Origin of the sequence: Oceanicaulis sp. (assembly GCA_040112665.1) — a bacterium.
Taxonomy (GTDB): domain Bacteria; phylum Pseudomonadota; class Alphaproteobacteria; order Caulobacterales; family Maricaulaceae; genus Oceanicaulis.
In genome coordinates this window covers 781,643-805,308 of record CP157796.1, presented here as the reverse complement: position 1 = coordinate 805,308, position 23,666 = coordinate 781,643, and the positions used below count along the sequence as shown (strand labels likewise).

Sequence of the window (23,666 nt, the reverse complement as noted above, 5' to 3'; positions counted from 1 at the left end):
TAGGTGTGCGCACACCGAAAGCGGCGGCGTGCGGCGCACGCGAGTCGTTTAATCGATTCAGTCAAGGAGCATGGCTCATGGCGACCAAAGCGGTTTCCGACGACACCTTCGAATCCGACGTGCTGAAGGCCGACGGCCCGGTCCTGGTGGACTTCTGGGCGGAATGGTGCGGCCCGTGCAAGCAGATCGGCCCGGCGCTCGAGGAGATCGCCAAGGAACAGTCCGGCAAGATCACCGTGGCCAAGGTCAATATCGACCAGAACCCGATGGCGCCGTCGAAATACGGCGTGCGCGGCATCCCCACCCTGGTGATCTTCAAGAACGGCGAGGAAGTCGGCCGTCAGGTCGGCGCCATGGCCAAGACCAAGATCGAGCAGTGGATCTCCAGCCACGTCTGAGACGCTGACTGCTGACGTTAAAAACCCCGGCGCGGCCCGCGCCGGGGTTTTCTATGCCGCCTCCTTCAGCGCGTCCTTCGCCTCGGAGGGGTCTTTCTTGAAGAGCTTCCTGGCCTTCTTCAGCGCCTTCTTCTCAAGCGCCTTGCGCCGGGCTTTGAGAAGATCGATCGCCTCGTCCAGATGCTCGCCCTGCCGGTCGTCGAGCCGCTCGATCAGCCGGGTGAGGTCGTGGTGATCGCCGATCAGGTCTGCGACCGTCTTCGCCTTCTTGCGCTTTTTCTTCACCCCGCCCGGCCAGACGTTCTTCAGCGCCGTGGTGTGATAGCGCCAGTCCTTCACCCGTTTCCTGAGCTCGTGCAGCGTCTCGCCCGACGGCGAGTCCGCCGCCGCCTCGTATCGCTTCACGGCGCGCTTGTAGGTGCGCGCCAGCCCCTTCGCCATCGCCTTGTCGGGATCATCGGTCAGGTCCGCCTTGGCGGCTTCGGCGGCCATCTCGTCGAGCAGCGCCCGGCACTGGCCGGCTGCGCGCACCCGGTCCACGCGCTCTGAATCGCGGCGCGCGCGCCTGGCTTCGGCGCGATAGACCGCCGCGATCTCCGGCCGCTCGCAGTGAAGCCCGGCGGCGCGCGCGATCTGCTCGAGGCTGTCGGCGTCGCGCGCTTCTTCCAGCACATGCGCGGCGCGCCGGCCTGCGGCGTTGACGCGTTTGGAGGCGCGCTTGTCGCCCTTGCGGATCAGCCGCGCGTTCGAGCGCGCCTTCTTGATCGCCTTGCGCGCCTCGTGCACCGCGTAGAGCGGATCGGTCTCGACCCGGGCCAGCGCGGCGCGCGCATTGTCGATCTCGGCGCGGATCAGAGCGCCCATGTCGGCGAAGCTGTGGCCGGTTTGAAGTTTCTCGGTCATGGACCGAAAACGCCCCGCCGGGCGCGCCGGTTGCCTCGCTCAGCGCGCCGGATCGAGCGCGCCGCCCACCGAGGCGTTGACCCGGAACCAGCCCGCCAGCGCATAGCGGGTCGCAAGGCTCAGCCGCACCTCGTGCGGCACGCTCTCAGAGAGCATCAGAACGACGCCGCCATGTTCGGGCGCGATGACGGCGGCCGGAGGCACGGCGTCGAGCGCTGTGAGATCGGGCCGGCCGTCGGAACGCTCCGGCGCGCCGTCCCAGACCGCGAGCTCGCCGCCATGCTCCGGCGTCCAGCCCGGATTGAGAAACACCACCAGCGAGACCACCCGCGAGCGGCCCGCCTGCGCGCCCAGCCCCGCCGCCGCGCCCGCGCCGCGGGTCTGACGGAAGGCGTCCAGATGCCGGGCGTAGAACCCGCCGGGCGGATAGACCGCGTAATGGGCCTCGAACTCGAACAGCCCTAAATAGAAGGCGCGGTTGAGCTCGAGCCGCAGCGCCTCGGCGCCGGCGAGAAACCGCTTCTGCGCCGGGGAGGCGCCGTCCAGCCAGGCGATGCGGGTCTTTCGGACCTTCAGCTTCTCGGTCTCGTCCGCGCGGCGGCCTATCCGGCCGGTCTCGGTCTCCCCGGCGAGGTCGAACAGGACGGCTTCCTCGCGCAGCGCGTCGGCGAGTTCGGGATCGAGCGCGCCGGGCGCATGCGCCCAACCCCGGCTCGCCAGCCCTTCGATCAGGGATGCGGTGAGGTTCTCGCCGAACAAGGGGCGGCGGACCGGCGCAAGGGCGTTCATGGCGCGACAGGCCCCAAACGGTGAAAGCTGCGCGCTATTGGGGCCGGCGAAAGATTTTGGCAAGCGGCGTTTCTGCGGCCGAAGCTCAGCCGACGAGCATTTTCGACAGCTCGTCCACCGTGTCGGCGAAGGCGGGCGCCTTGGCCTTGACCGGATCGCGTACGACCACGCCGCCGAAGCCGATGAAGCTGTCCGCCGCGCCCTGGGCGAAGGCTTCGTAATCGGTCATGCCGTCGCCGACCATCACCGCCAGCGGCCGTCCTGTCAGCGTCTTCAGACCCTTGACCACGTTCGCCTTGCCGCCCGAGCGCGAGAGCGGATTGGCCCGGTCGAACCCGGCCACCGCCTCGCCGTCGAAAACGAACCGGTTGGCGCGCATCTCGCCGGGTTCGAGCCCCATGTCGCGCAGGACCGGTTCGACGAGATCGTAGAACCCGCCCGACACCGCAGCGACGTCGCAGTTCCTGGCGCGCAGCGTTTCGATGAGGTCGGCCATGCCCGGCGTGGCGTGGCTGCGAAGCGCTTCGCGCGCCTCCTCGACGTCCGAGCGGCTCAGCGAGGCGATGGACAGGCGCTGTTCCAGCGAGGCGCGGAAGTCGAGCGCGCCTTCCATGCCGCGCTCGGTGATCTCTTTCAGGCGCGCCGTGCGCTCGGGCCCTTCGGGCGCGGCCTGCAGCGCGCGCTCGACCGCGAAGTCGAGGCTTTCCACCGCGAGCAGCGTGGAGTCCACGTCGAAGATGATGAGACGGCTCATGGATCGGTCTTCCGGGGCGAGGGGTTGGCTTCATAGCGCCGGGCGTCCGGCTTGGCCACAGCCCACGCGCAACAGCACCTGCAACGCGTTGAGCCTCCATGTTGAGAACCCTGCACGACCATCGTCATTGCGACTGGCGGCCGGACCGGCCCCCCGCGATCATGATCGCGCCCGGCGAGTCAGTCGCGCTCAGCGCGCTCGACGCCGGCTACGGCCATTTCAGCCCCGAAAGCGGTGACGACCGGATTCGCTCGCTCGACCAGGCGAAGGTCAATCCGGTGACCGGTCCGATCGCGGTGGAGGGCGCCGCGCCGGGCGACGCGCTCATCGTCACCATCGCCGAGCTGGCCACGGCCGACTGGGGCTGGACGGCGAACATTCCCGGCTTCGGGCTTCTGTCAGATCAGTTCCCCGAGCCGGTCTTCCGCGCCTGGCGCGTGGATCGGATGCGCAGCGAGGCGGTCTATCCCGGCGGGATCGCCTCAGCGCCGCTCCGCCCCTTCATGGGCACGCTGGGGGTCAGCCCCGGCGCACCGGGCCGCCATGCGATCATCCCGCCCTGGCGTACAGGCGGCAATCTCGACTGCCGCGATCTGGTCGCGGGCTCGAAGATCATCCTGCCGGTGGAAGCCGACGGCGCGCTTCTGTCCGCCGGTGACGGTCACGCCGCCCAGGGCGACGGCGAGGTGTGCGGAACCGCGATCGAGACCGGGACCGAGCTCGTCCTCAAGGTCGAGCTCATGCCCGGCGCCGCGCCGCGCGCGCCCGTCGTCGAAGCGCCAGCGAGCGCCATGCCCGAGCCCGAGCCGCGCCTGACCACCACCGGGATCGGTCCCGACTTCGTCGAGGCCGCCCGCACCGCCGTGATGGAAATGATCGACCGGCTCTGCGCGCTGCGCGGCCTCAGCCCCGAGGACGCGTATCTCATCTCGAGCGTCTGCGGCGAGCTGCGCGCCGCCCAGCTCGTCGACGCGCCGAACTGGACCGCCGCGTTCAGCTTTCCGCTGGCGCGGCTGGGGTAGGGGCCTGTCCTTCCCCCCCTCGCTTCCCGTGCGACCGGAGGGAGACACGGGATCTACCGCATGCGCTCAGCCAGGATTGCTGAGTGTTTCCGGTGGGTCCCGGCTCGGCGCGCTGACGCGCTTGGCCGGGAAACGAGGGGTGGGAAGCAAAGTGTGAGCGTGGCCGCCCTATCCTGCGCAAGGTCCCGGCTCTTCCCCCGGATCAGGTCCGGGGGTTCGGCCGGGAATTCAGGGCGGTGGGCCGGTCGTTATCCCCGGCCTTATCCGCCTCTTTCGCGCCGCCGGTATACTTCTCCCCCTCTTCACCCGGTTAAGGCGGCGGTCGCGACGCGTCACGGTCGGGGTGAGGGGCGGTGTCCGGCGGGGCGGCCGCTTCAGCCTGGGGAAATCCCCGGGCTGGATGCGAGGCGGCGGTCTTTCCGGGGTGACCGAGGTCGAAATCCCGGCGAAGCGCGCCCAAACCCCGCAATGGCCCACCCCGGCGTGACCGGGGCCGGCTGAGCGGGGCGAAGCAAGCCATACCCGCTGGGCTATACAGCAACCGTAAGGTATCGGCCCGTACTCACAGCACCGGGCGCGGGCGTTTCGTCCGGCTTCTAGAACCTTCGCAATTGCGTTCGGCCGAACGGCCGCCCGCGCCGACCGTCTTCTCTCATCGCCTCGCGCAAGATCTGCGGCGAGGGTTTCGGCGCAGGGGGCGCCGCCTATTTCAGCCAGCCCGCGTTCACGCAGCCTTCTGCGATCTGCACGGCGTTGAGCGCGGCGCCTTTCCTGAGATTGTCCGAGACGATCCACAGGGCGAGGCCGTTCTCCACCGTCGGGTCTTCGCGCACACGGGAAACGAAGGTCGCGAACTCGCCGACGCTTTCGACCGGGGTGACGAAGGCGGGATCGTCCTCGTCGGCGCGGTCGATCAGCATCAGGCCGGGCGCCTCGCGCAGCAGATTGCGAGCGTCCTCGGCGGAGAGCTCGTGCTCGAGTTCGAGATGGGCGGCGACGCAATGGCCCACGAAGACAGGAACGCGCACGCAGGTGGCGAAGAGCTTGATCTTCGGGTCGAGGATCTTCTTGGTCTCGACCGTCATCTTCCACTCTTCCTTGGTGGAGCCGTCCTCCAAGAAGACGTCGATCTTCGGAATGACGTTGAAGGCGATCTGCTTGGGAAAGGCTTCAGGCTCGATCGGGTCGTTCACATAGATGGCGCGGGTCTGGTTCCACAGCTCGTCCATCGCCTGCTTGCCCGCGCCGGAGGTCGCCTGATAGGTCGCGCAGCTCGCCCGCCTGATCCGCGCGCGCTCATGGATGGGCGCGAGCGCGACCACGGTCTGGATGGTCGAGCAGTTGGGATTGGCGATGATGTTCTTCTTCGGCCGCTTCGACAGCTGATCGGCGTTCACCTCGGGCACCACCAGCGGCACGTCGGGGTCCATGCGCCAGGCGGAGGAATTGTCGATCACCAGAGCGCCGGCCTTGGCGATCTTCGGCGCCCATTCTTTCGAGACGTCCCCGCCCGCGCTCATCAGGACCAGATCGACGGACGAGAAATCGAAGGTCTCGACGTCCTTCACCTTCAGCGTCCTGTCCCCATAGCTCAGCTCCCGGCCGACCGAGCGGCGCGTGGCGAGCGCATGAACGGTCTCGGCGGGAAACAGCCGCTCTTCGAGAATGGTCAGCATCTCGGCGCCGACCGCGCCGGTCGCGCCCATGACGGCGATTTTCAGGGCCATGGTGGAGCTCCTTGTCTCGGGCGGGGGGGGTGAAGCCCAGGGACGATCGTGCCAGACTCGGCCTGGCTGAAAAGGGGGAAGAGACGTGACGCTTGAAGCCTGGCAGATGATCCTGGACTTCGTGTTTTCCGTGTTGCTGGTGCTCGCGCTGGCCTTCGTCGCGGTCAGGGCGATCGACCGGTTTTCCGAGAAGAAATCCGACGACTGGAACAGTCGCTAGCGCCCGGCCTCTGAACGGCAAACCCCCGGACGCGAGGGCCCGGGGGTGTTCGGCGGCCGGCGCGCAGCTGAAGCCTACCCCAGGCTCGGATCGAGCTTCTTGCAGGCTTCGAGCAGGTCCTTCACCGCGTTCACGGAGTGGTCGAACATGGACTGCTCGTCGGCGTTCAGCTCGATCTCGACGACCTTCTCCACGCCGTTCGCGCCGATCACGACCGGCACGCCGACATAAAGCCCGTCGACGCCGAACTGGCCGGTCAGATGGGCGGCGCAGGGCAGGATGCGCTTTTTGTCGTTGAGATAGGACTTCGCCATGGCCACGGCGCTTTCGGCCGGGGCGTAGAAGGCCGAGCCGTTGCCCAGGAGCTGGACGATCTCGCCGCCGCCTTTGCGGGTGCGATCGACGATCTGGTCGATTTTTTCCGAGGTCGACCAGCCCTGCTTGACCATGTCGGGCACCGGGATGCCGGCGACGGTGGAATACCGGGTCAGCGGCACCATCGTGTCGCCGTGACCGCCCATCACGAAGGCGGTGACGTCCTCGACCGACACGCCGAATTCTTCAGCCAGGAACCAGCGGAAACGCGCGGAATCGAGCACGCCCGCCATGCCCACGACCTTCTCATGGGGCAGGCCGGAGAACTCCCGCAGCGCCCAGACCATGGCGTCCAGCGGGTTGGTGATGCAGATCACGAAGCTGTCGGGCGCGTGTTTGGCGATGCCTTCGCCGACCGACTTCATGACCTTGAGATTGATCTCCAGAAGGTCGTCGCGGCTCATGCCCGGCTTTCTGGGAACGCCCGCCGTGACGATGCAGACGTCCGCGCCCGCGATCGGGGCGTAGTCCTCGACCGAGCCGCCGGTGAGGTGGGAATCCTTGCCGAACACGGGGCTGGCTTCGCACAGGTCGAGCGCCTTGCCCTTGGCCGTGCCCTCGTTGAGGTCCATCAGCACCACGTCGCCCAGCTCCTCGCGGGCGCAGATGTGAGCGAGCGTGCCGCCGATCATGCCGGCGCCGATAAGGGCGATCTTCTTGCGAGCCATGGGAATCCTCGTTGTTCGGGGTTGGCGCGCCGGCCGGCGCGCCCTTGAAATGCGCAGCCGTGGTCTAGCGCCGCCAGCGCCGCCGCGCAATCGGGCCGAAAGTCTGACACAGGGCTTGTGCTCAGCCCGCGATCCGCTCGACCGCGACGCCCGGCCCGTCGAGGCCGGCGCGATGGATGCGGGCGGCGAGCCCGGCGCCGGCGAATGCGTCGGCCATCGCCGCGCCTGCGGCCTGCGCGCGTCCGGCCGGGCACCAGGCGAAGACCGACGGGCCCGAGCCTGACAGCGAACACCCCAGCGCCCCGGCGTTCATCGCGGCCTGTTTCACGGCAGCGAAGCCCGGCACGAGCCGGGCGCGCTGGGCCTCGATCAGCACGTCTTCGAGCCCGGCCCGGATCAGCGCGTGATCGCTCGTCGCGCAGCCCAGCGTGAAGGCGGCGATGCGACGTGCGTGCTCGACCGCGGTCGTGAGCGGGACCTCAGGCGAAAGCACGCCGCGCGCCGCCGCCGTCTCGATCGCGAAGTCCGGATGGACCAGCACGGCCTCGACCCCGTCGGGCGCAGGAAGGCGGCGGACGAGACCGGCCTCAGTGTCGGCGGCGATGACGATCCCGCCGAAAAGCGTCGGGGCGACATTGTCCCAGGCCGGCGGATCGGCGGTGACCCGCTCGCCTTCCAGCGCGAACGGCAAAAGGGCCTCGGTCTCGAACGGAGCGTCGAGGAGCGCGTTGGCGGCCGCCGCGCCGGCGACCGCGCTCGCGCCCGATCCGCCCATGCCGGCGCTCAGCGGTATGCCCTTGTCGATATCGATCACCGCGCCGAACTGCGCGCCGGCCGCGCTGAGTACCGCCTGCGCCGCCCTGAGCGCGCTGTTGCGCTGCGGGTCGGCGGGAAGGGTGGTGACGAGGCCCGTCACCGCGCCCAGCCGTACGCCCGGCGAGTCGGTGCGGGTCGCGGTCACCCGGTCGAAGGCGGCCGGAAAGGCCTGGCCCAGCACGTCGTAGCCGACGCCGATATTGCCGATCGAGGCGGGCGCGGTCGCGACAGTCTTCATGTTAGCGGTCCTGTCCGCCACAGCCGGATCTTCAGCCCGCCATGATCGACGATTGGCCCGGGCGCCTCGAAGGGCAGGCCCGTAGCCCGCGCCAGGGCTTCCTCGCTGGTGACGAGACCCACGCGCCAGCCGCGGAACGCTTTCAGCCGGTCGCCCATCGTGCGGTGAAGCGCACGCAGGCCCTGGCCTTCCCCGACGCGGCCGCCATAGGGCGGGTTGACGATCACCAGCCCCGGCGGGCCGTCGGGCGGGACCAGCTCGGCGACGCCGCGCTTCTGAAATTCTGTGAAACCGTCTACGCTGGCGCGGGCCGCGTTCGCGATCGAGGCGTCGATCGCGCCCGCATCGCGATCGAATCCGCGGCAGGTGAAGTCCGGCGCGATCGGTGCGGACAGGCGTTCGCGCACCGCGGCGAAACCGTCCGGATCGAAGGAAGCCAGCGTCTCGAACGCGAAGCTGCGCGACCGGCCGGGTGCGCGCCGGCTGGCGATCTCGGCGGCCTCGATGACGAACGTGCCCGAGCCGCACATCGGATCGAGCACCGGCTCCTTGCCCTTGTAGTCGCAGCCGCGGAGGAAGGCGGCGGCGAGGGTTTCGCGCATCGGCGCCTTTGCGACCGCCTGCTTGTAGCCGCGCTTGTGCAGCGGCTCGCCGGTCGCATCGAGGCTGATCGTGCAGACGTCGCGTTCGATACGGGCGAGGATTCGCAGCCCGTCCTCGCCGCCGGGTTTCGCGCCGGCGGTCTCGGCGACGGCGCGTTCGATGCGTTCTGCGACAGCGCCGGAATGGCCCAGGCGCGATTTGCGGCACGCGGCCTCGACGCGTACGCCCGCGCCGTTTTCAAGAAGCGCCGCCCAGTCCACCCGCCGCGCCTGGGTGTCGAGCGCAGGAAAGCTCGACGCCCGGAAGCGCACAACGCGAACCAGCACCCGATTGGCGATCCGGCTGACCAGCGCGGCGCGCCAGACTTCCGGCCAGCCGCCTGACAGCGTGACGCCGCCTGGCTCGGCTTCGGGCTTTTTAAAGCCGTTCTCGACCAGCTCGGCACGCAGGACCGGTTCGAGGCCGGGCGCGCAGGACAGGAAGATTTCAAGCGGGGCTACAGAGGTCACGTGCGTCTCCGGGCGGACAGGACCGGTAACCCCGATCGGCGCCGCTGACCAGCGGGCTGGCGCGTTGAAAGGTGTCGGCCGCCTCTATCGCAGCGCGCGGACCTATCTTTTTTTTAAAGAAAGACTGGCCGCGCGGCGAAGCGGCGTTATCATCCCGACACTCACCGACGCACTGGGAGGAACAGGCGTGATGAAGAAGATGAGTTTCTTTGGCGTGCTCGTCGCCTCTGCGGCCCTGGCCGCTTGCGGCGGGGGCGATGACGCGGAGACCGATACCGCTGATGCGGCCGGCGCCGATTCCGCGGCGACCGAAACCGCCGCTGCGGACACCGCCGACACCGGCATGGACATGGGCGGCGACGCGCCTGCCGAAGACGCCGCTCCGGCTGAAGAGCCGGCGATGGCCGATGAAGGCATGAGCGACGACGCCATGGCTGACGAAGCCCCGGCCGAAGACGCCGCCGCCGACGAAGGCGCGACCGATCAGGCCGCCGCCGGCGACGGCGCGGTCATGGTGGCCGGCCTGACGGGCGACGCTGCTGCGGGCCGCCGGGTCTGGACCCGCTGCGCTTCCTGCCACGTGCTGGAAGAAGGCGTGAACCGGGTCGGTCCGTCGCTCTACGGCATTTTCGGCCGTGAGACCGGTTCGGTCGAAGGCTTCCGCTATTCGGACGCCAACGCGAACGCGAACATCACCTGGGATGCGGAAACCATGTTCGCGTACCTGGAAAATCCGCGCGAATACATTCCGGGCACCATCATGGCCTTCCCGGGCCTGCGCTCTGAACAGGACCGCGCCGACGTGATCGCCTACATGAAAGAGAACGGCGGTCTGGGCGACGCGGGCTAGTCCCGGCCGGCCGCCGGCGCCTTGCGCCGGCGCGCCACGTCCAGAAGATGAAATGCGAAGGCGGCGGCCAGCACGGCCGCCGTCATCGTATATGGGGCGCCCGTCAATGCGGCGCGCACCGCCAGCATCAGCATCACGCCGGGCAGAAGCAGGCTGGCGATGTCGATCAGCCGCATCGATCCGCGCAAGGGCCGCACGAGCGCGAGCAGCGCGGCTTCGGCGAGCACCAGAATCAGGATCAGATCGATTATCCGGCCCGAGGCGAACAGCCCCTCGATCACGGCCATGACCGCGCCCGCCTAGCGCGGCGCCAGGCCGACGAGATGGGCGAGGTCCTTGAAGAAGATCTTGGCGTGGGCGGCGTGATCGGCCTTCACCAGCTCCTTCTCCATATAGCCTTGCCAGGTCAGGCGCTGGACGTCCTTGTCCGCGCAGATCTTCACGAAGCGCTCGCGCCGCTTGTCGTTGCGGTACCAGAAGTGCTGCATGATCCCCAGAATGAAGAAGACCTGGCCGTGCTCCTTCATGAAACGCTTGCGGACCCGCGCCAGCGCCTTCGCCTTGCCGGTCGCGAGGAACTCCAGCGCGCCCTCGGCGGCCATCTGGCCTGAGGTCATCGCGTAGAAGATCCCCTCGCCCGAGGACGGGGCCACCGCGCCCGCCGCGTCGCCGGCCAGCACCACGTCGCGGCCGTTGTCCCAGCGCGGGGCGGGCTTGTAGGGCAGGGGCGCGCCTTCGCGGCGCACGATCTCGCAATCGGTGAGGCCTGAGCCTTCGCGCAGCGCCTTCACCGCGCCGCGCAGGGAGAAGCCCTTGACCTGGCTGCCCGTGCCCACGCTCGCCACGTCGCCATGGGGAAAGACCCAGCCGTAGAAGTCCGGCGAGATGCGCCCGTCATAATACACGTCGCACCGTTCGGGGTCGTAATGACTGCCCGAGCCGGCCTGCGGGGAGCGGACGATTTCATGGTAGGCGAAGACGCTCTTGACCTTGTCCGCGCCCTTCACCGTCTCCTTGGCGAGCTTCGAGCGCGCGCCGTCCGCGCCGATCACGACCCGGGCGCGGACGCGCACCGTCTCGTCGGGCGTGTCGGTGGGCGTGAAGGCGATGATCGCGGTTCCGTCCGCGTCGCGCTCGAACGCCTCGAAGGCGCCGTCGCGGCGTTCTGCGCCGGCCTGCCGGGCGCGTTCGCGCAGGAACTCGTCGAAATGCTCGCGATCGACCATGCCGACATAGCCGCTGTCGATGGGCATATCGACTTCCAGACCCGAGGGGGCGAGGATCCGCGCGCCGCGCGTCCGCGCCACGATCTGGCTGTCGGGGATCCTGAACTCGCGGATCAGCTTGGGCGGAACCGCGCCGCCGCAGGGCTTGATCCGCCCCGGCTTGTCGATGAGCAGCACCGCGGCGCCGGCTTCGGCCATCAGTTGCGCGGCGGTGGCTCCGGCGGGACCGCCGCCGACCACGACGGCGTCGTAGGTTTTCATCGTCTGGGTCATTGTGCGCCTCCTGCCAGGCTCGGCATCACGTCGGTTTCGGGATTGTGCTCTTCGACGCCGAGCGCCAGACGCGCGGCGACCAGGAAGAGCACGGCTTCGGCGGCGAATACGATGGCGAAGGCGATCGAAGCGTCGTCGAAGATCGCGCGCGCCGCGTCGATCGCGGCCGCGCCGAGAAAGCCGCCGACACCGAAAGCGATCGCCTGCGCCGCGCCCCACAGTCCGATCCGCACGCCTTCCCGGCCCGCGCCGTCCGCGCCGGCCAGCCCCATCATCGCGCCGATGGCGGCGACCGCGAACGCGCCGTTGGCGAGGCCGAGGACGACCACGGTGGGCGCCAGCGGCCAGCCGGGACCGGCCAGGCTCGCCGCGGCCAGGGCGAAGAGCGCCAGGCTCGAAGCCGCGCATCCGCCGATCACCCAGCCCTGACGGCGGCCGAAGCCGCGCCCGGCGAGCTTCGCGCCCAGGATCGCCACGCCGATCATGCCGATCAGCACCCCGCCGTGCTGCATGCCGGCGAGCTGGGTGGACTGGCCGACCGACAGATCGAAGACCACGCCGGTGAAGGGTTCGAGAATGAGATCCGAGCTCGAATAGGCGAGCATCGAAACGAAGACGAAAATGGTGAAGACCCGCGCCTTGGGCTCGGCCCAGACTTCTTTGAGCGCAGTCCGGAAGCCCCCGTTCGGCGCGGCCTGAGCCGCGGCGGACGGCGCGGCGCGCTGTTCGCGCTCGACGCCCCAGACCGCCAGCGTGCACAGGGCGAAGGCCGCCGCGCAAACACCGCCGGTGACCAGGACGAGCCGGGTCAGGCTGAACGGGTCGAGCAGGCCGCCGGCGACGCCTGCGGTCACCGCGAAGCCGAAGATCATCATGATCCACGTGATCGAGGCGGCCGGGGCGCGCCGCTCCGGCGCGACGTCGGTGGCCAGAAGCGCCAGCAGCGACGTGCCCGCAGCACCGACCCCGCCGCCGATCAGCAGAAAGGCGAAGACCGACAGCGCGATCCCGGCGACGAGCGAACTCGAGGCGAGCGCGGTCGCGACTGCGGCCAGCGTGCCGCCGAGCGCCAGCACCAGCATGCCCGCGATGATCCAGGGCGTGCGCCGCCCGCCCTTGTCGGAGCCGTGCCCCCAGCGGGGCCGGCTGAGCTGGACCGCGTAATGAAGTCCGACGAGCGCGCCGGGCAGCATGGCTGGCAGCATCAGTTCGACGACCATCACCCGGTTCAGCGTCGAGGTGGTCAGCACCACGATCGCGCCGAGAGAGGCCTGCACCAGGCCCAGCCTGACGATCTCGATCCAGCTGAGCGTTCCGCGATCAGGCTTCATGGCCGGCTCCTCAAAGGCTCGCGACGGCGAAGGCGCCGGCGAGCATGCCCAGCACGTAAAGCGTCACCCCGGTGGCGTTGAACCAGGGCGCGAGGCCCTTGGGATCGCGCATCAGACGCGCCATCAGGCCGATCTGTACGAGCAGCGACAGGCAGACGATCCCCGCGTGGATCGGCGCGCCCCAGCCTGCGAGCAATGCGACGACGACCACTTGCGGCGCGGCCATGGCGGTGCAGGCGATCCAGGCGGCCGGCGCGGGTCCGAGCGTGGCGGGCAGAGACTGCACGCCGGTCTGCCGGTCGCCTTCGATCGCCTTGAAATCGTTAAGGACCATTATCCCGTAAGCGCCGAGGCTGTAGAGCACGGCGAGCAGGATCGTCTTCGCGTCGGGCAGAGCCTGGACCATCACCGCTGCGCCGGTGAACCAGGCGAGCCCTTCGTAGGATATGCCGACCGAAAGCGGGCCCCAGACACCGCTTTTCTTCAGGCGCACCGGCGGGGCGCTATAGGCCCAGGACAGGGCGACACCGGCTGCGGCCGCGACGAACACCCAGGGTCCGAGAAACGCCGCCCAGACCAGCCCGGCGATCGACCAGAAGATCGCGATGTAAAGTCCCCAGCGGCCGGGAATGCGGCCCGACGGGATCGGGCGGCCGGGCTCGTTGATCGCGTCGACATGGCGGTCGAACCAGTCGTTGACGGTCTGGCTGCCCGCACAAAGGAGGGGACCTGCGAGCACCACGCCCGCGGCGAGCAGGCCCAGCGTGTCGAGCCCGAGCTGACCGGAAGAGACGACCCCGCACATGAACGCCCACATGGGCGGAAACCAGGTGACCGGCTTGGACAGTTCGACCACGGCCGCAAGCGTGCGCCGTACGCCGGTCTCAGGCATGGGCAGGGTGCGTTCCATGCCTGTAGGCTATGCCTTACAGGTCATAGCGTCAACAAAAGTTGACGCTTGGTTTTTCGCCTGTCAGTGCTCGTTTTTCGCGGGCAGTTCGCCGATCTGATGGCGATGCATTTTCGCATAAAGGCTCTGCCGACTGAGCCCCAGGATCTCCGCCGCCGAGGCGCGGTTGTCGTTGGTCAGCTCGAGCGCGGCCTCGATGCAGCTGCGCTCGATCATGTCGGTGCTCTCGCGCACGATCTCTTTGAGCGACACGCGGCCCACCAGATCGGACAGACGGTCCACCGAACCGGGGACCGCCCCGCCTTCCGCGCGCCGGCCGGCGACAAGGCGCCGACCCACCGGGCGGATGGAGAAGCCGAACACCGTGCCAGTCGGGCCGGGCGCGGAGACGGCGGACACCTCCACCGCTTCGCTGAGATCGAGCCGGGTGCGCACCGTGGTCGCGAAGTTCCGGATGAGGCCGTGCTCGCGCAGATTGGCCATCAGCACGTTGAGCTCGGTCTCGGTGCGCCCGATGAAGCGTTCGACCGGCGCACCGATCGCGTCTTCCGCGCCGGTGAGCTGGGCGAGTTCGCAGAAGGCCTCGTTGACCGACAGGATCTTGCCGTCCTCGGCGATGAGCACGAGGCCGTCGGGCAGGATCTCGGCCAGCCGGCTGAGCGAAGCGTCCGCTTCGGGGCGCGCCTCTCCGTCTTTCGACGACAGCCGGGCGAGATAGAACACCGCGCGGCCCTGCCGGTAGACCGAAACGAGAAGCTCGCACAGCGATTTCGCGCCCTCGGGAACGAGCTCGACCTTCTCGATCCGGCCTGTGCGGCGGGCGACGGCGAGGGTTTCCCGCACCGCGCCGGCTTCCGCCTCGCCGAACGCGCTTTCGATCGATCGGCCTTCCAGGCGCTGCGAAGCACGGCCGAGCAGGCGGCTGGCGGCCGGATTGACGTCGGTGATGCGAAAATTGTCGCCGTCGATGATGAGCACGCCTTCAGAGGCGAGCTGGAACAGCAGCCGGAAGCGCGTCTCCGCCTCGCGCACCTTGGCGTAATCCACTTCCATGGACCGCTGGGCTTCGATGAGGCGCTGCTGCATGCGGCTCGCCGCGCGCAGATCGCGGCCGATGGCGAGGGTCCATCCGGCCTTGCCCGCAGGCAGGGCGAAATACCGGATCGGAAGATCGGCTTCTCCCGCCCGGCTGTGATTGACGTGCCGCCAGCGGCGCTGGCCGCCCTCGTGAGCGGACTTGAGAAGGGCGAGCACCTTGTCGCGCGAATCGTCGCCGACCAGATCGACCCATTTGCGGCCGGTCCAGGATGAAAACTCACCATCGGAAAATTCTTCGCCGGCGAAAGCGGCGTCGCGCACCACGCCGCGCTCGTCGATCAGAAGGGCCACGTCTCCGGCGTTCGCCGCGAGGATCGCCGCGGTCTCGTCGGGGAACGCCGTGTCAGCGACGTCGCGGCGTGTGAACCGCGCGTTCGGGCCGTCCGGGACCGTGGTATCCATGCCTTCGCCTTAATGGTTATTGCGTGAGCGCCCCTTCAGCGCGCGCAAGCCTATGAACCATACGCTCGGCTGTGACAACTGCACGCACCCCGTCGGTCGCGGTCGCGTCCGCGCCGATCCGCCGGGCCAGGCCGAGATCCTTGTTGAACGCCTGACCGCCGACCATGACGAAAAGATCGGGGTTGCGGGAGGCTTCGCGCGCCTTGCGGACGACGCCCTTGAGCGCCTTCAGGCTGAGATCGGAACTCGCCGACAGGCCCAGCACGTCGAAATGGTCCGCCGCGAGAGAGGGCAGGAGCGCGTCGTTCTCCGAAGACGATTCGCAGCGCACGCGCCAGCCCGACCGCGCGAAGAACTCGCCGACCATGACCACGCCGAACACATGCTGTTCGCCGGGGGCCGGCGCCAGAAGCACCCGCGGCGCGACGCCGCCTGCGCCCATTCCGCTGGGGGTGTCGGCGTTCAGCCGTTCGAGCACGCGGTGCAGCTTCATGAGCCCGATCGTGACGTCGGCGAAGTCGACGAGGTCTTCGTCCCATAACCGGCCGAGCCTGCGCGCCGCCGGGGCGAGCAGCTTCAGGAGCACGTCCTCATGGGACACGCCCGCAGCCATCAGCGCGTTGACTTCGGACACCAGCGTATCGGGGTCATGCGTAATGGCGCGGCGGGCGAAGGCGTCGATCGCAGCCGGATCGAGCGCCGGGGCGTTCGTATCGGGCTCGGCGGCGGGTTCGAGGTCCGCACTCTGCCGGCTGGTGAGCATCAGGCGGGGAATGATTTCCGCCTCGATCAGCTTGTCGAGCACTTCGCGCGACGGGCCGGTGGTGTCGAAATCGATCTTGCCGCCGCCGGAGCCCCAACTGCGCAAGTCGAGCGATTGTTGAGCCGCGCGGGCGAGACCCGCCAGTCCGAACCGTTCAAGCGCTGCGCCCGCCATGAGCCTACCCTTTCCTCCCGGCGTGACGAAGAAAAAGGCCAGAACAGCCGCCGCCACGCATATGAATGCGACGCATTTATTTCATCCATGCGCCGCTGGCGGAACGTGACGGACGTGAAGCCGAGTCTCGAGCCGCCTGTTATTATCCTTACAGCATGACAGTATATTTTGATGCTGGCTAGCATTTCCGGTTTACCAAAGTATTCGCTCGGCATTTCAAGCGCTTCGGGGTGCGGCGGGCCAGGTGTCCACAATCTGGAACGTCCATAAAAGTTGACACTTCCGAAACGGCTGACTTACGCTCCGATCCTGTAGATGCGCAGGAGGGCGCGCCATGCGGACAAACGTTCAAGGCCGCGATCGGCATATGAGCGCCGGAGTCTCCGGATCGTCCGGCCACGCCGGGCTTTTCGACCAGACGGTCGGCCGGGCGATGCAGGGCGTGATCGACATGGTCGCGCCGTGCCCGTGGACCGCGCACGCCGGCGCGGTCGCCGGCCGCCGTCACAGGGTGCACCGCCCTGCGAGCGCGCCGCGCGAGCCGATCTACACGCCCGAACAGCGCCGCCGCCGGGACCAGAGCCCGTGGACGCTGGTGCAGGGCCTGCTCGCCCCGATCCAGTTCCTGGTCTTCCTGGTGAGCCTGGGTCTCGTCGTCCGCTACCTCATGACGGGCGAAGGGTACGTCGTCGCGACATGGTCGGTCGTCATCAAGACGCTGGTCCTCTACGCGATCATGGTCACCGGCTCGATCTGGGAGAAGGTGGTCTTCGACGAGTGGCTGTTCGCCAAGCCGTTCTTCTGGGAAGACGTCTTCTCCATGCTCGTGCTGGCGCTGCACACGGCCTATCTCGCGGCGGTGTTCCTGGGGATCGGCTCTCCGACCGAGCAGATGGCGCTCGCGCTCGCAGCCTATTTCACCTACGTGATCAACGCGGCGCAGTTCTTGTGGAAGCTGCGGCTGGCGCGGCTTGAAAGCCCCGCTTCATGACCGCCACGCTTCTGTCCGACCGGCCCGAAGGCGGCTGCTCCGAGACTGAGGTTCTGCGCGAGCGCGGCCAGCGCGAAGTCTTTTGCGGGCTGACCGGAATCGTCTGGCTGCACCGCAAGATCCAGGACGCGTTCTTCCTCATCGTCGGCTCGCGGACCTGCGCGCATCTGATGCAGTCCGCCGCCGGGGTGATGATCTTCGCAGAGCCGCGATTCGCGACCGCCGTGATCGAGGAGCGCGATCTGGCCGGCATGGCCGACGCGGACGCCGAGATCGACCGGGTCGCCGCCCAGGTCCTTGCGCGCCGGCCCGACATCAAGACCCTGTTCCTGGTGGGGTCGTGCCCCAGCGAGGTGATCAAGCTCGACCTGCACCGCGCCGCCAAACGGCTGAACGCCGAACACGCCGGCGTGCGGGTGGTCAACTATTCGGGCAGCGGCATCGAGACGACCTTCACCGAGGGCGAGGACACCTGTCTGGAATCGCTCGTCCCCGAGCTGCCCGAAGCGCCGGAAACCGAAGCCTCGCTTCTGGTGGTCGGCGCGCTGGCCGACGTGGTCGAGGACCAGTTCGTCCGCCTGTTCGACCAGCTCGGGATCGGCCCGGTCCGCTTCCTGCCCGCGCGGCGCTCCGACGAGCTGCCGGCGATCGGAAAGGGCACGCGCTATCTTCTCGCCCAGCCTTTCCTGGGGCGCACCGCAGCCGCGCTCGACGATCGCGGCGCGAGGCGGCTCGCAGCGCCGTTTCCGTTCGGCGCGAAAGGCACCGAAGCCTGGCTCAAAGCCGCTGCGGACGCGTGGAATATTGACGCCGAGCGCTTCGAGACGGTGATCGCCGCGCCGCGCGCCCGCGCCGTCCGGGCGCTGGAGCGTTATCGCGAGCGCCTGTCGGGCAAGACGATCTTCTTCTTCCCGGACTCCCAGCTCGAAATCCCGCTCGCCCGCTTCCTCTACGAGGAACTCGGCGCGCGGCTGGTCGAGGTCGGCACGCCCTATCTTCACCGCACCCATCTCGACTGCGAGCTGCCTCGGCTGCCCCGGGGCGTCCAGCTCAGCGAAGGCCAGCATGTCGACAGCCAGCTCGACCGCTGCCGCGCCGCGCGTCCCGACCTCACGGTGTGCGGTCTGGGGCTCGCCAATCCGCTCGAGGCCGAGGGCCTGTCGACCAAGTGGGCGATCGAGCTCGTCTTCACCCCGATCCACGGCTTCGAACAGGCCGGCGACCTCGCCGAGCTGTTCGCCCGGCCGCTGGTGCGCCGCGATTTGCTGAGGGTGGGATGAAGCTCACGGTCTGGACATATGAAGGCCCGCCGCATGTCGGCGCGATGCGCGTCGCCACCGCGATGAAGGACCTGCACTACGTGCTGCACGCCCCGCAGGGCGACACGTATGCGGACCTGCTCTTCACCATGATCGAGCGCCGCGACCATCGCCCCCCGGTGACGTACACCACCTTCCAGGCGCGCGATCTGGGGACCGACACCGCCGAGCTGTTCAAGGCCGCCGCCCAGGAAGCCTATGAACGCTACAAGCCCGCCGCGATGATGGTCGGCGCCTCGTGCACGGCCGAGCTGATCCAGGACGATCCGGGCGGGCTCGCCGCCACGATGGGGCTCGATTGCCCGATCCTGCCGCTGGAGCTGCCCTCCTATTCCAAGAAGGAGAACTGGGGCGCGGCGGAGACCTTCTACCAGCTCGTGCGCGGGCTTGCGGGCATGAACGCGCCCGAACCGGGCGAGGCGCGCGCCGAACGCAAGCCCGGCCCTCCGCGCTGCAATATTCTCGGCCCCGCTGCTCTGGGCTTCCGTCACCGCGACGACGTCAAGGAGATCACCGGTCTCCTGAACCGTATGGGGATCGAGGTCGCCGTCACCGCCCCGCTGGGCGCAACGCCGGGCGATCTGATGGAGCTGGGCGAGGCGGACTTCAACGTCGTCCTATACCCCGAGATCGGCGAACCCGCCGCGCGCTGGCTCGAAAAGACCTTCGGCCAGCCCTACACGCGCATTGTTCCGATCGGCGTGGGCGCGACGCGCGAGTTCGTGCGCGAGGTCGCCGAAATCGCCGGCGTGGACGCCGAGAAGGGTCTCGACGAACGCGATCTTCGCCTGCCCTGGTGGTCGCGCTCGGTGGACTCCAACTACCTCACCGGCAAGCGCGTCTTCGTCTTCGGCGATGCGACACACGCGGTGGCCGCAGCCCGGGTCGCAGTCGAGGAGATGGGCTTCGAGCTCGTCGGCCTGGGCGCATATAACCGCGAATTCGCCCGCGACGTCCGCGAGGCGGCCGCCCGCTACGGCGTCGAGCCGCTGATCACCGACGACTATCTGGAAGTCGAAGCCGCCATCGAGGCCGCCCGGCCCGAGCTGGTCCTGGGCACCCAGATGGAGCGTCATATCGCCAAGCGGCTCGGTGTCGCCTGCGCGGTCATCTCCGCCCCGGTCCATGTCGAGGACTTCCCCGCGCGCTACGCCCCCGTGATGGGGTTCGAAGGCGCGAACGTGCTCTTCGACACCTGGGTGCATCCGCTGGTCATGGGACTGGAAGAGCACCTTCTGGGCATGTTCCGGGAGGATTTCGAGTTCTCCGACGAGGCCGGCCCCTCCCATCTCGGCGCGCCGGCCGCGCCGAAGGCGGCGTCCGCACCGAAAGCGGCCGAACCGGCGTCCCGGCCCGTCGCCGAGCCCCAGCCCGAACCGGCTGCGGACGGCGCGCCGGTCTGGGCCGACGACGCGATGGCCGAGCTGAAAAAGATCCCCTTCTTCGTCCGCGGAAAGGCGCGGCGCAACACGGAGACCTACGCCGCCCAGCATGGCGCGGAAACGATAACTGTTGAGACGCTCTATGACGCAAAAGCCCATTTCGGCCGCTGAGGCCCCGGACATCCGCGTCGTCGTCGTCACGCTCGACAATCATCTGGCGAGCGCGGCGGACCGCGCCGTGCTGGATCTCCGCAAGGATTATCCGGGGCTCAAGCTCGCCTTCCACGCCGCCGCCGATTTCGGCGCCGACGACAAGGCGCTCGCGAAGTGCCGCGAAGACATCGCGCGGGGCGACATCATCGTCACCAACATGATGTTCCTGGACGACCACATCCAGGCGGTCCTGCCTGCGCTGACCGAGCGCGCGCCGCATTGCGACGCGCTGGTCGGTTCGATGTCGGGGCCCGAGATCGTGCGGCTGACCCGTCTGGGCGGGCTGGACATGGGTGCGCCGCAGGGCGGGCTGATGAAGGCTTTGAAAAAGCTGCGCGGCGGGAACGGCAAGGACCCGGCCAAGGCCGGCGGCAAGAGCCAGATGGGCCTTCTGCGCGCGCTGCCCAAAGTGCTGCGCTTCATTCCGGGCAAGGCGCAGGACCTGCGCTCCTACTTCCTGACGATGCAGTACTGGCTGGCCGGATCGGAGGCGAATTTCGCCGCGATGATCCGCCACCTGATCGACAAGTATGCGGCCGGGCCGCGCGCGGTCTATCGCGGCCGCGCGGCCGTGCCCGCACCTGTCGAATACCCCGAAGAGGGGCTCTACCATCCGGACTGCTCAGGCCGGATCGCCGAGCGCGTGGCGGCCCTCCCCGCCGGGCGCGGCGCGGGGGCCGGGACGGTCGGTGTCCTCATCATGCGATCCTACGTGCTCGCCGGTGACGTCGCTCACTATGACGGCGTCATCCGCGCGCTCGAGGCGCAGGGACTCGACGTGATCCCGGCCTTCGCAAGCGGTCTCGACGCCAGGCCGGCAGTCGAAAAATACTTCATGGAGGACGGCCGCCCGACGGTGGACGCGGTGGTCTCGCTCACCGGCTTCTCGCTGGTCGGCGGGCCGGCCTATAACGACGCCGGCGCGGCCGAGGCTTTGCTGAAAAAGCTCGACGTGCCCTACATCGCCGCCCATCCGCTGGAGTTCCAGTCGCTGGAGGACTGGCGCAAATCCGCCGGCGGGCTGACCCCGGTCGAAGCCTCGATGATGGTCACCATCCCCGAGCTCGACGGCGCGACCAACCCGATCATCTACGGCGGGCGCTGCTCGGGCGGGACGGTCTGCGGCGGCTGCGACCGCAAATGCGAATTCGAAGACGGCGACGCGCGGTCCATGCGCTCGTGCGCCGAACGCGCCGAGCTTCTCGCCGCGCGGACCGCGAAGCTCGTCGCCCTGCGCAAGGCGGCGCTGAAGGACCGCAAGATCGCGATCGTGCTGTTCAATTTCCCGCCCAACGCCGGGGCTGCGGGAACGGCCGCGAACCTTTCGGTCTTCGCCTCGCTGCACAACCTTCTGAAATCGATGAAGGCCGAAGGTTATTCGGTCGATGTGCCCGAGACGCTGGACGACCTGAAAGAGGCCGTGCTCGGCGGCAATTCGGCGATGTTCGGCACGGATGCGAACATCCTTCACCGCATCCCGGTCGACGACCATGTCCGCCGGGAGAAACATCTGCGTGAGATCGAGGCCCAGTGGGGTCCCGCGCCGGGGCGCAAGGACACCGACGGCCGCTCGATCCACGTGCTGGGCGCGAAGTTCGGCAATGTCATGGTCGGGCTGCAGCCGGGCTTCGGGTATGAGGGCGATCCGATGCGCCTTCTGTTCGAGGGCGGGTTCACGCCCACGCACAGCTTTTCAGCCTTCTACCGCTATCTGCGCGAGGATTTCGCGGCGAACGCGGTCCTTCATTTCGGCACGCACGGCGCGCTGGAATTCATGCCCGGCAAGCAGACCGGGATGAGCGGGGAGTGCTGGTCGGACCGGCTGATCGGCGATCTGCCGAACTATTACCTGTACTGCGCGGACAACCCCTCAGAAGGCCTGATCGCCAAGCGCCGCGGCGCGGCCACGCTGATCAGCTATCTCACCCCGGCGATCGCCAAGGCCGGGCTCTATCGCGAAATGACCGACCTCAAGGGCGCGATCGAGGATTGGCGGGCCCTGCCGCAGGACGCGCCCGAAGCCCGGCGCGACAGCCTGGTCGAACTCATCCAGACCCTCGCCGTCGAGCTCGACCTCGCTGAGGCCGAGCCGGTCTGGACGGGCCGCGACAGCGTCCATATCGAGATGCTGCGCCAGGATCTGGCCGAGCTGGAAGCCACGCTGATCCCGCACGGCCTGCATGTGCTCGGAGAAATCCCCGACACAGACGCGCGGCGCGATCTTCACACCGCGATCGCGGAGATCGAGCGCGGCGAAGCTCCGCCCGCAGACGCGATCGAGCGGCTGATCGAGACCGGCGACCTCAAGGCCGCGCTCGCCGCGATCCCGTCTAGCGCGCGTGAAGCCTGGACCCCGGCCTTCCGCCGTCTGGCGCAGACCGAGGCCGGACTTCGGGCCAATGACGAACTCGGCGCGACCCTTCATGCTATCGCGGGCGGTTACGTGCCCCCGGTGTCGGGCGGCGATCTCATCCGCAATCCCGATATCCTGCCTACGGGCCGCAACATGCACGGCTTCGACCCGTTCCGCCTGCCCACCGCCTGGGCGGTGAAGGACGGCGCGGCCCAGGCCGAGCGGCTGATCGCGCGTCATGTCGAGGACGGCAACGCCTTCCCCGAGACCATCGCGCTGGTGCTGTGGGGAACCGACAATCTCAAGACCGAAGGCGGCCCGATCGCCCAGGCGCTGGCGCTGATCGGCGCTCGACCGCGCCAGGACAGCTTTGGACGGATCGCCGGCGCCGAGCTCATTCCGCTTGAAGAGCTCGGGCGGTCGCGCGTGGACGTGCTGATGACCCTGTCGGGCATTTTCCGCGACCTGCTGCCGCTTCAGATCAAGATGCTCGCCGAGGCCGCCTGGCTGGCGGCGAACGCCGACGAGCCGCTGGAGATGAACCCGGTCCGCCGCCACGCGCTCGCCTACGCCGAACAGCACGGCGTGGATTTCGAGACCGCCGCGCTGCGGGTGTTCTCCAACGCCGACGGGGCTTACGGGGCGAACGTCAACCAGCTGGTCGACAGCGGGCTGTGGGAAGACGAGGACGAACTCGCCGACGCCTATGAGAAGCGCAAATGCTACGCCTTCGGCCGCAACGGTCAGGCGGTGAAGCAGGGCGCGCTTCTGGGCTCGATCCTCGGCGATGTCGATCTCGCCTACCAGAATCTCGACTCCGTCGAGCTCGGCGTGACCACGATCGACCATTACTTCGACACGCTGGGCGGCATCGACCGCGCCGTGCGCCGCGCCCGCGGCGGCGAAGAGGCGACGGTGTATATCGGCGACCAGACCTCCGGCGAGGGCAAGGTGCGCACCCTGTCAGAGCAGGTCGCGCTGGAGACCCGGACCCGTGTGCTCAATCCGCGCTGGTACGAGGGCATGCTGCGCCACGGCCATGAGGGCGTGCGCAATATCGAGGCCCAGGTGACCAATACGATGGGCTGGTCGGCGACGACCGGCCAGGTCGCCCCCTGGGTCTACCAGAAGATCACCGAGACCTACGTGCTCGACGAGACGATGCGCGAGCGCCTCGCCGCGCTCAATCCGAAAGCCTCCGCCCGCCTGTCCGAGCGCCTGCTGGAAGCCAGCGAGCGCAATTACTGGACGCCCGACGACGCCACGCTGGAAGCGCTGCGGCGCGCTGGCGAGGAGATCGAAGACCGCCTGGAAGGCCTGACCCCTGCCGCGGCCGGCGCCGCGTGATCGAGAGAGACC

21 protein-coding genes are annotated in these 23,666 nt (G+C 68.6%); 8 read left to right on the top strand and 13 right to left on the bottom strand.

Going from position 1 to position 23,666, the window contains the following annotated elements; translation table 11 throughout:
• The first annotated feature begins 77 nt into the window (after positions 1-77).
• Positions 78-398 (top strand): thioredoxin TrxA, encoded by a 321-nt coding sequence (gene trxA, locus ABL308_03845; GenBank protein XBQ17013.1) that lies wholly within the window; start codon positions 78-80, stop codon positions 396-398.
• Positions 399-449: 51 nt separating this feature from the next.
• Here the strand turns inward: trxA and ABL308_03840 are convergent, their stop codons facing one another.
• The 3 genes from ABL308_03840 to ABL308_03830 all read right to left on the bottom strand — a co-directional run bounded on the left by ABL308_03840 (position 450) and on the right by ABL308_03830 (position 2,844).
• Positions 450-1,301, bottom strand: a complete 852-nt coding sequence (locus ABL308_03840; protein ID XBQ17012.1) for a CHAD domain-containing protein — start codon at positions 1,299-1,301, stop codon at positions 450-452.
• A 39-nt stretch (positions 1,302-1,340) separates the two neighbouring features.
• The gene (locus ABL308_03835; protein XBQ17011.1) at positions 1,341-2,090 is read right to left on the bottom strand and encodes a 2OG-Fe(II) oxygenase; all 750 of its coding nucleotides are present in this window, start codon (positions 2,088-2,090) and stop codon (positions 1,341-1,343) included.
• Positions 2,091-2,175: 85 nt separating this feature from the next.
• Positions 2,176-2,844, bottom strand: a complete 669-nt coding sequence (locus ABL308_03830) for an HAD-IB family phosphatase (GenBank protein XBQ17010.1) — start codon at positions 2,842-2,844, stop codon at positions 2,176-2,178.
• Between the two features lie 98 nt (positions 2,845-2,942).
• On the opposite strand from ABL308_03830, the gene ABL308_03825 reads away from it, so the two are divergent.
• A complete protein-coding gene (locus ABL308_03825) occupies positions 2,943-3,866 on the top strand; it encodes an acetamidase/formamidase family protein (GenBank protein XBQ17009.1) in 924 nt (307 codons plus the stop codon).
• A gap of 704 nt (positions 3,867-4,570) precedes the next feature.
• On the opposite strand, the gene ABL308_03820 is transcribed toward ABL308_03825, so the two are convergent.
• Entirely contained in the window at positions 4,571-5,593 is a 1,023-nt protein-coding gene (locus tag ABL308_03820) for an aspartate-semialdehyde dehydrogenase (GenBank protein ID XBQ17008.1), read from the bottom strand.
• A gap of 85 nt (positions 5,594-5,678) precedes the next feature.
• Between ABL308_03820 and ABL308_03815 the strand changes: the two genes are divergently transcribed.
• Positions 5,679-5,813: a hypothetical protein gene (locus ABL308_03815; GenBank protein XBQ17007.1), complete on the top strand. Its 135-nt coding sequence runs from the start codon at positions 5,679-5,681 to the stop codon at positions 5,811-5,813.
• Positions 5,814-5,887: 74 nt separating this feature from the next.
• Here the strand turns inward: ABL308_03815 and mdh are convergent, their stop codons facing one another.
• From mdh to ABL308_03800, 3 genes are all read right to left on the bottom strand, one after another.
• A complete protein-coding gene (mdh, locus tag ABL308_03810) occupies positions 5,888-6,856 on the bottom strand; it encodes a malate dehydrogenase (GenBank protein ID XBQ17006.1) in 969 nt (322 codons plus the stop codon).
• 121 nt (positions 6,857-6,977) lie between these two features.
• A complete protein-coding gene (locus ABL308_03805) occupies positions 6,978-7,910 on the bottom strand; it encodes a homoserine kinase (protein ID XBQ17005.1) in 933 nt (310 codons plus the stop codon).
• Positions 7,907-9,022, bottom strand: coding sequence for a class I SAM-dependent RNA methyltransferase (locus tag ABL308_03800; protein XBQ17004.1), 1,116 nt, complete (start codon positions 9,020-9,022; stop codon positions 7,907-7,909). Before ABL308_03800 ends, ABL308_03805 begins: the two co-directional genes overlap by 4 nt.
• A 190-nt stretch (positions 9,023-9,212) precedes the next feature.
• On the opposite strand from ABL308_03800, the gene ABL308_03795 reads away from it, so the two are divergent.
• Entirely contained in the window at positions 9,213-9,872 is a 660-nt protein-coding gene (locus ABL308_03795) for a cytochrome c family protein (GenBank protein XBQ17003.1), read from the top strand.
• On the opposite strand, the gene ABL308_03790 is transcribed toward ABL308_03795, so the two are convergent.
• From ABL308_03790 to ABL308_03765, 6 genes are all read right to left on the bottom strand, one after another.
• The gene (locus tag ABL308_03790; GenBank protein XBQ17002.1) at positions 9,869-10,159 is read right to left on the bottom strand and encodes a hypothetical protein; all 291 of its coding nucleotides are present in this window, start codon (positions 10,157-10,159) and stop codon (positions 9,869-9,871) included. The genes ABL308_03795 and ABL308_03790 overlap by 4 nt on opposite strands.
• Positions 10,160-10,171: 12 nt before the next feature.
• Complete coding sequence (locus ABL308_03785) at positions 10,172-11,371, bottom strand: geranylgeranyl diphosphate reductase (GenBank protein XBQ17001.1); 1,200 nt, start codon at positions 11,369-11,371, stop codon at positions 10,172-10,174.
• Positions 11,368-12,702 (bottom strand): BCD family MFS transporter, encoded by a 1,335-nt coding sequence (locus ABL308_03780; GenBank protein XBQ17000.1) that lies wholly within the window; start codon positions 12,700-12,702, stop codon positions 11,368-11,370. The genes ABL308_03785 and ABL308_03780 overlap by 4 nt, the downstream gene beginning before the upstream one ends.
• Before the next feature lie 10 nt (positions 12,703-12,712).
• A complete protein-coding gene (gene chlG / locus ABL308_03775; GenBank protein ID XBQ16999.1) occupies positions 12,713-13,612 on the bottom strand; it encodes a chlorophyll synthase ChlG in 900 nt (299 codons plus the stop codon).
• Positions 13,613-13,675: 63 nt separating this feature from the next.
• Positions 13,676-15,112, bottom strand: a complete 1,437-nt coding sequence (gene ppsR / locus ABL308_03770) for a transcriptional regulator PpsR (GenBank protein ID XBQ16998.1) — start codon at positions 15,110-15,112, stop codon at positions 13,676-13,678.
• A 16-nt stretch (positions 15,113-15,128) separates the two neighbouring features.
• Positions 15,129-16,049, bottom strand: a complete 921-nt coding sequence (locus ABL308_03765; protein XBQ16997.1) for a cobalamin B12-binding domain-containing protein — start codon at positions 16,047-16,049, stop codon at positions 15,129-15,131.
• A 367-nt stretch (positions 16,050-16,416) separates the two neighbouring features.
• On the opposite strand from ABL308_03765, the gene bchF reads away from it, so the two are divergent.
• From bchF to ABL308_03745, 4 genes are read left to right on the top strand one after another with little or no spacing between them, the layout of a single operon-like run.
• Positions 16,417-17,040, top strand: coding sequence for a 2-vinyl bacteriochlorophyllide hydratase (gene bchF, locus ABL308_03760; protein ID XBQ16996.1), 624 nt, complete (start codon positions 16,417-16,419; stop codon positions 17,038-17,040).
• On the top strand, positions 17,037-18,320 hold the full coding sequence (locus ABL308_03755; GenBank protein ID XBQ16995.1) for a ferredoxin:protochlorophyllide reductase (ATP-dependent) subunit N: 1,284 nt from the start codon (positions 17,037-17,039) through the stop codon (positions 18,318-18,320). The genes bchF and ABL308_03755 overlap by 4 nt, the downstream gene beginning before the upstream one ends.
• On the top strand, positions 18,317-19,912 hold the full coding sequence (bchB, locus tag ABL308_03750) for a ferredoxin:protochlorophyllide reductase (ATP-dependent) subunit B (protein XBQ16994.1): 1,596 nt from the start codon (positions 18,317-18,319) through the stop codon (positions 19,910-19,912). The genes ABL308_03755 and bchB overlap by 4 nt, the downstream gene beginning before the upstream one ends.
• On the top strand, positions 19,884-23,654 hold the full coding sequence (locus tag ABL308_03745; GenBank protein XBQ16993.1) for a magnesium chelatase subunit H: 3,771 nt from the start codon (positions 19,884-19,886) through the stop codon (positions 23,652-23,654). The genes bchB and ABL308_03745 overlap by 29 nt, the downstream gene beginning before the upstream one ends.
• The last annotated feature ends 12 nt before the right edge of the window (positions 23,655-23,666 follow it).

Bases quoted from the DNA above. Each gene is read 5' to 3' on its own strand.
- trxA (XBQ17013.1), top strand. From the start codon at position 78: ATGGCGACCAAAGCGGTTTCCGACGACACCTTCGAATCCGACGTGCTG.
- ABL308_03840 (XBQ17012.1), bottom strand. From the start codon at position 1,301: ATGACCGAGAAACTTCAAACCGGCCACAGCTTCGCCGACATGGGCGCT.
- ABL308_03835 (XBQ17011.1), bottom strand. From the start codon at position 2,090: ATGAACGCCCTTGCGCCGGTCCGCCGCCCCTTGTTCGGCGAGAACCTC.
- ABL308_03830 (XBQ17010.1), bottom strand. From the start codon at position 2,844: ATGAGCCGTCTCATCATCTTCGACGTGGACTCCACGCTGCTCGCGGTG.
- ABL308_03825 (XBQ17009.1), top strand. From the start codon at position 2,943: ATGTTGAGAACCCTGCACGACCATCGTCATTGCGACTGGCGGCCGGAC.
- ABL308_03820 (XBQ17008.1), bottom strand. From the start codon at position 5,593: ATGGCCCTGAAAATCGCCGTCATGGGCGCGACCGGCGCGGTCGGCGCC.
- mdh (XBQ17006.1), bottom strand. From the start codon at position 6,856: ATGGCTCGCAAGAAGATCGCCCTTATCGGCGCCGGCATGATCGGCGGC.
- ABL308_03805 (XBQ17005.1), bottom strand. From the start codon at position 7,910: ATGAAGACTGTCGCGACCGCGCCCGCCTCGATCGGCAATATCGGCGTC.
- ABL308_03795 (XBQ17003.1), top strand. From the start codon at position 9,213: ATGAAGAAGATGAGTTTCTTTGGCGTGCTCGTCGCCTCTGCGGCCCTG.
- ABL308_03790 (XBQ17002.1), bottom strand. From the start codon at position 10,159: ATGGCCGTGATCGAGGGGCTGTTCGCCTCGGGCCGGATAATCGATCTG.
- ABL308_03785 (XBQ17001.1), bottom strand. From the start codon at position 11,371: ATGACCCAGACGATGAAAACCTACGACGCCGTCGTGGTCGGCGGCGGT.
- ABL308_03780 (XBQ17000.1), bottom strand. From the start codon at position 12,702: ATGAAGCCTGATCGCGGAACGCTCAGCTGGATCGAGATCGTCAGGCTG.
- chlG (XBQ16999.1), bottom strand. From the start codon at position 13,612: ATGGAACGCACCCTGCCCATGCCTGAGACCGGCGTACGGCGCACGCTT.
- ppsR (XBQ16998.1), bottom strand. From the start codon at position 15,112: ATGGATACCACGGTCCCGGACGGCCCGAACGCGCGGTTCACACGCCGC.
- ABL308_03765 (XBQ16997.1), bottom strand. From the start codon at position 16,049: ATGGCGGGCGCAGCGCTTGAACGGTTCGGACTGGCGGGTCTCGCCCGC.
- bchF (XBQ16996.1), top strand. From the start codon at position 16,417: ATGAGCGCCGGAGTCTCCGGATCGTCCGGCCACGCCGGGCTTTTCGAC.
- ABL308_03755 (XBQ16995.1), top strand. From the start codon at position 17,037: ATGACCGCCACGCTTCTGTCCGACCGGCCCGAAGGCGGCTGCTCCGAG.
- bchB (XBQ16994.1), top strand. From the start codon at position 18,317: ATGAAGCTCACGGTCTGGACATATGAAGGCCCGCCGCATGTCGGCGCG.
- ABL308_03745 (XBQ16993.1), top strand. From the start codon at position 19,884: ATGACGCAAAAGCCCATTTCGGCCGCTGAGGCCCCGGACATCCGCGTC.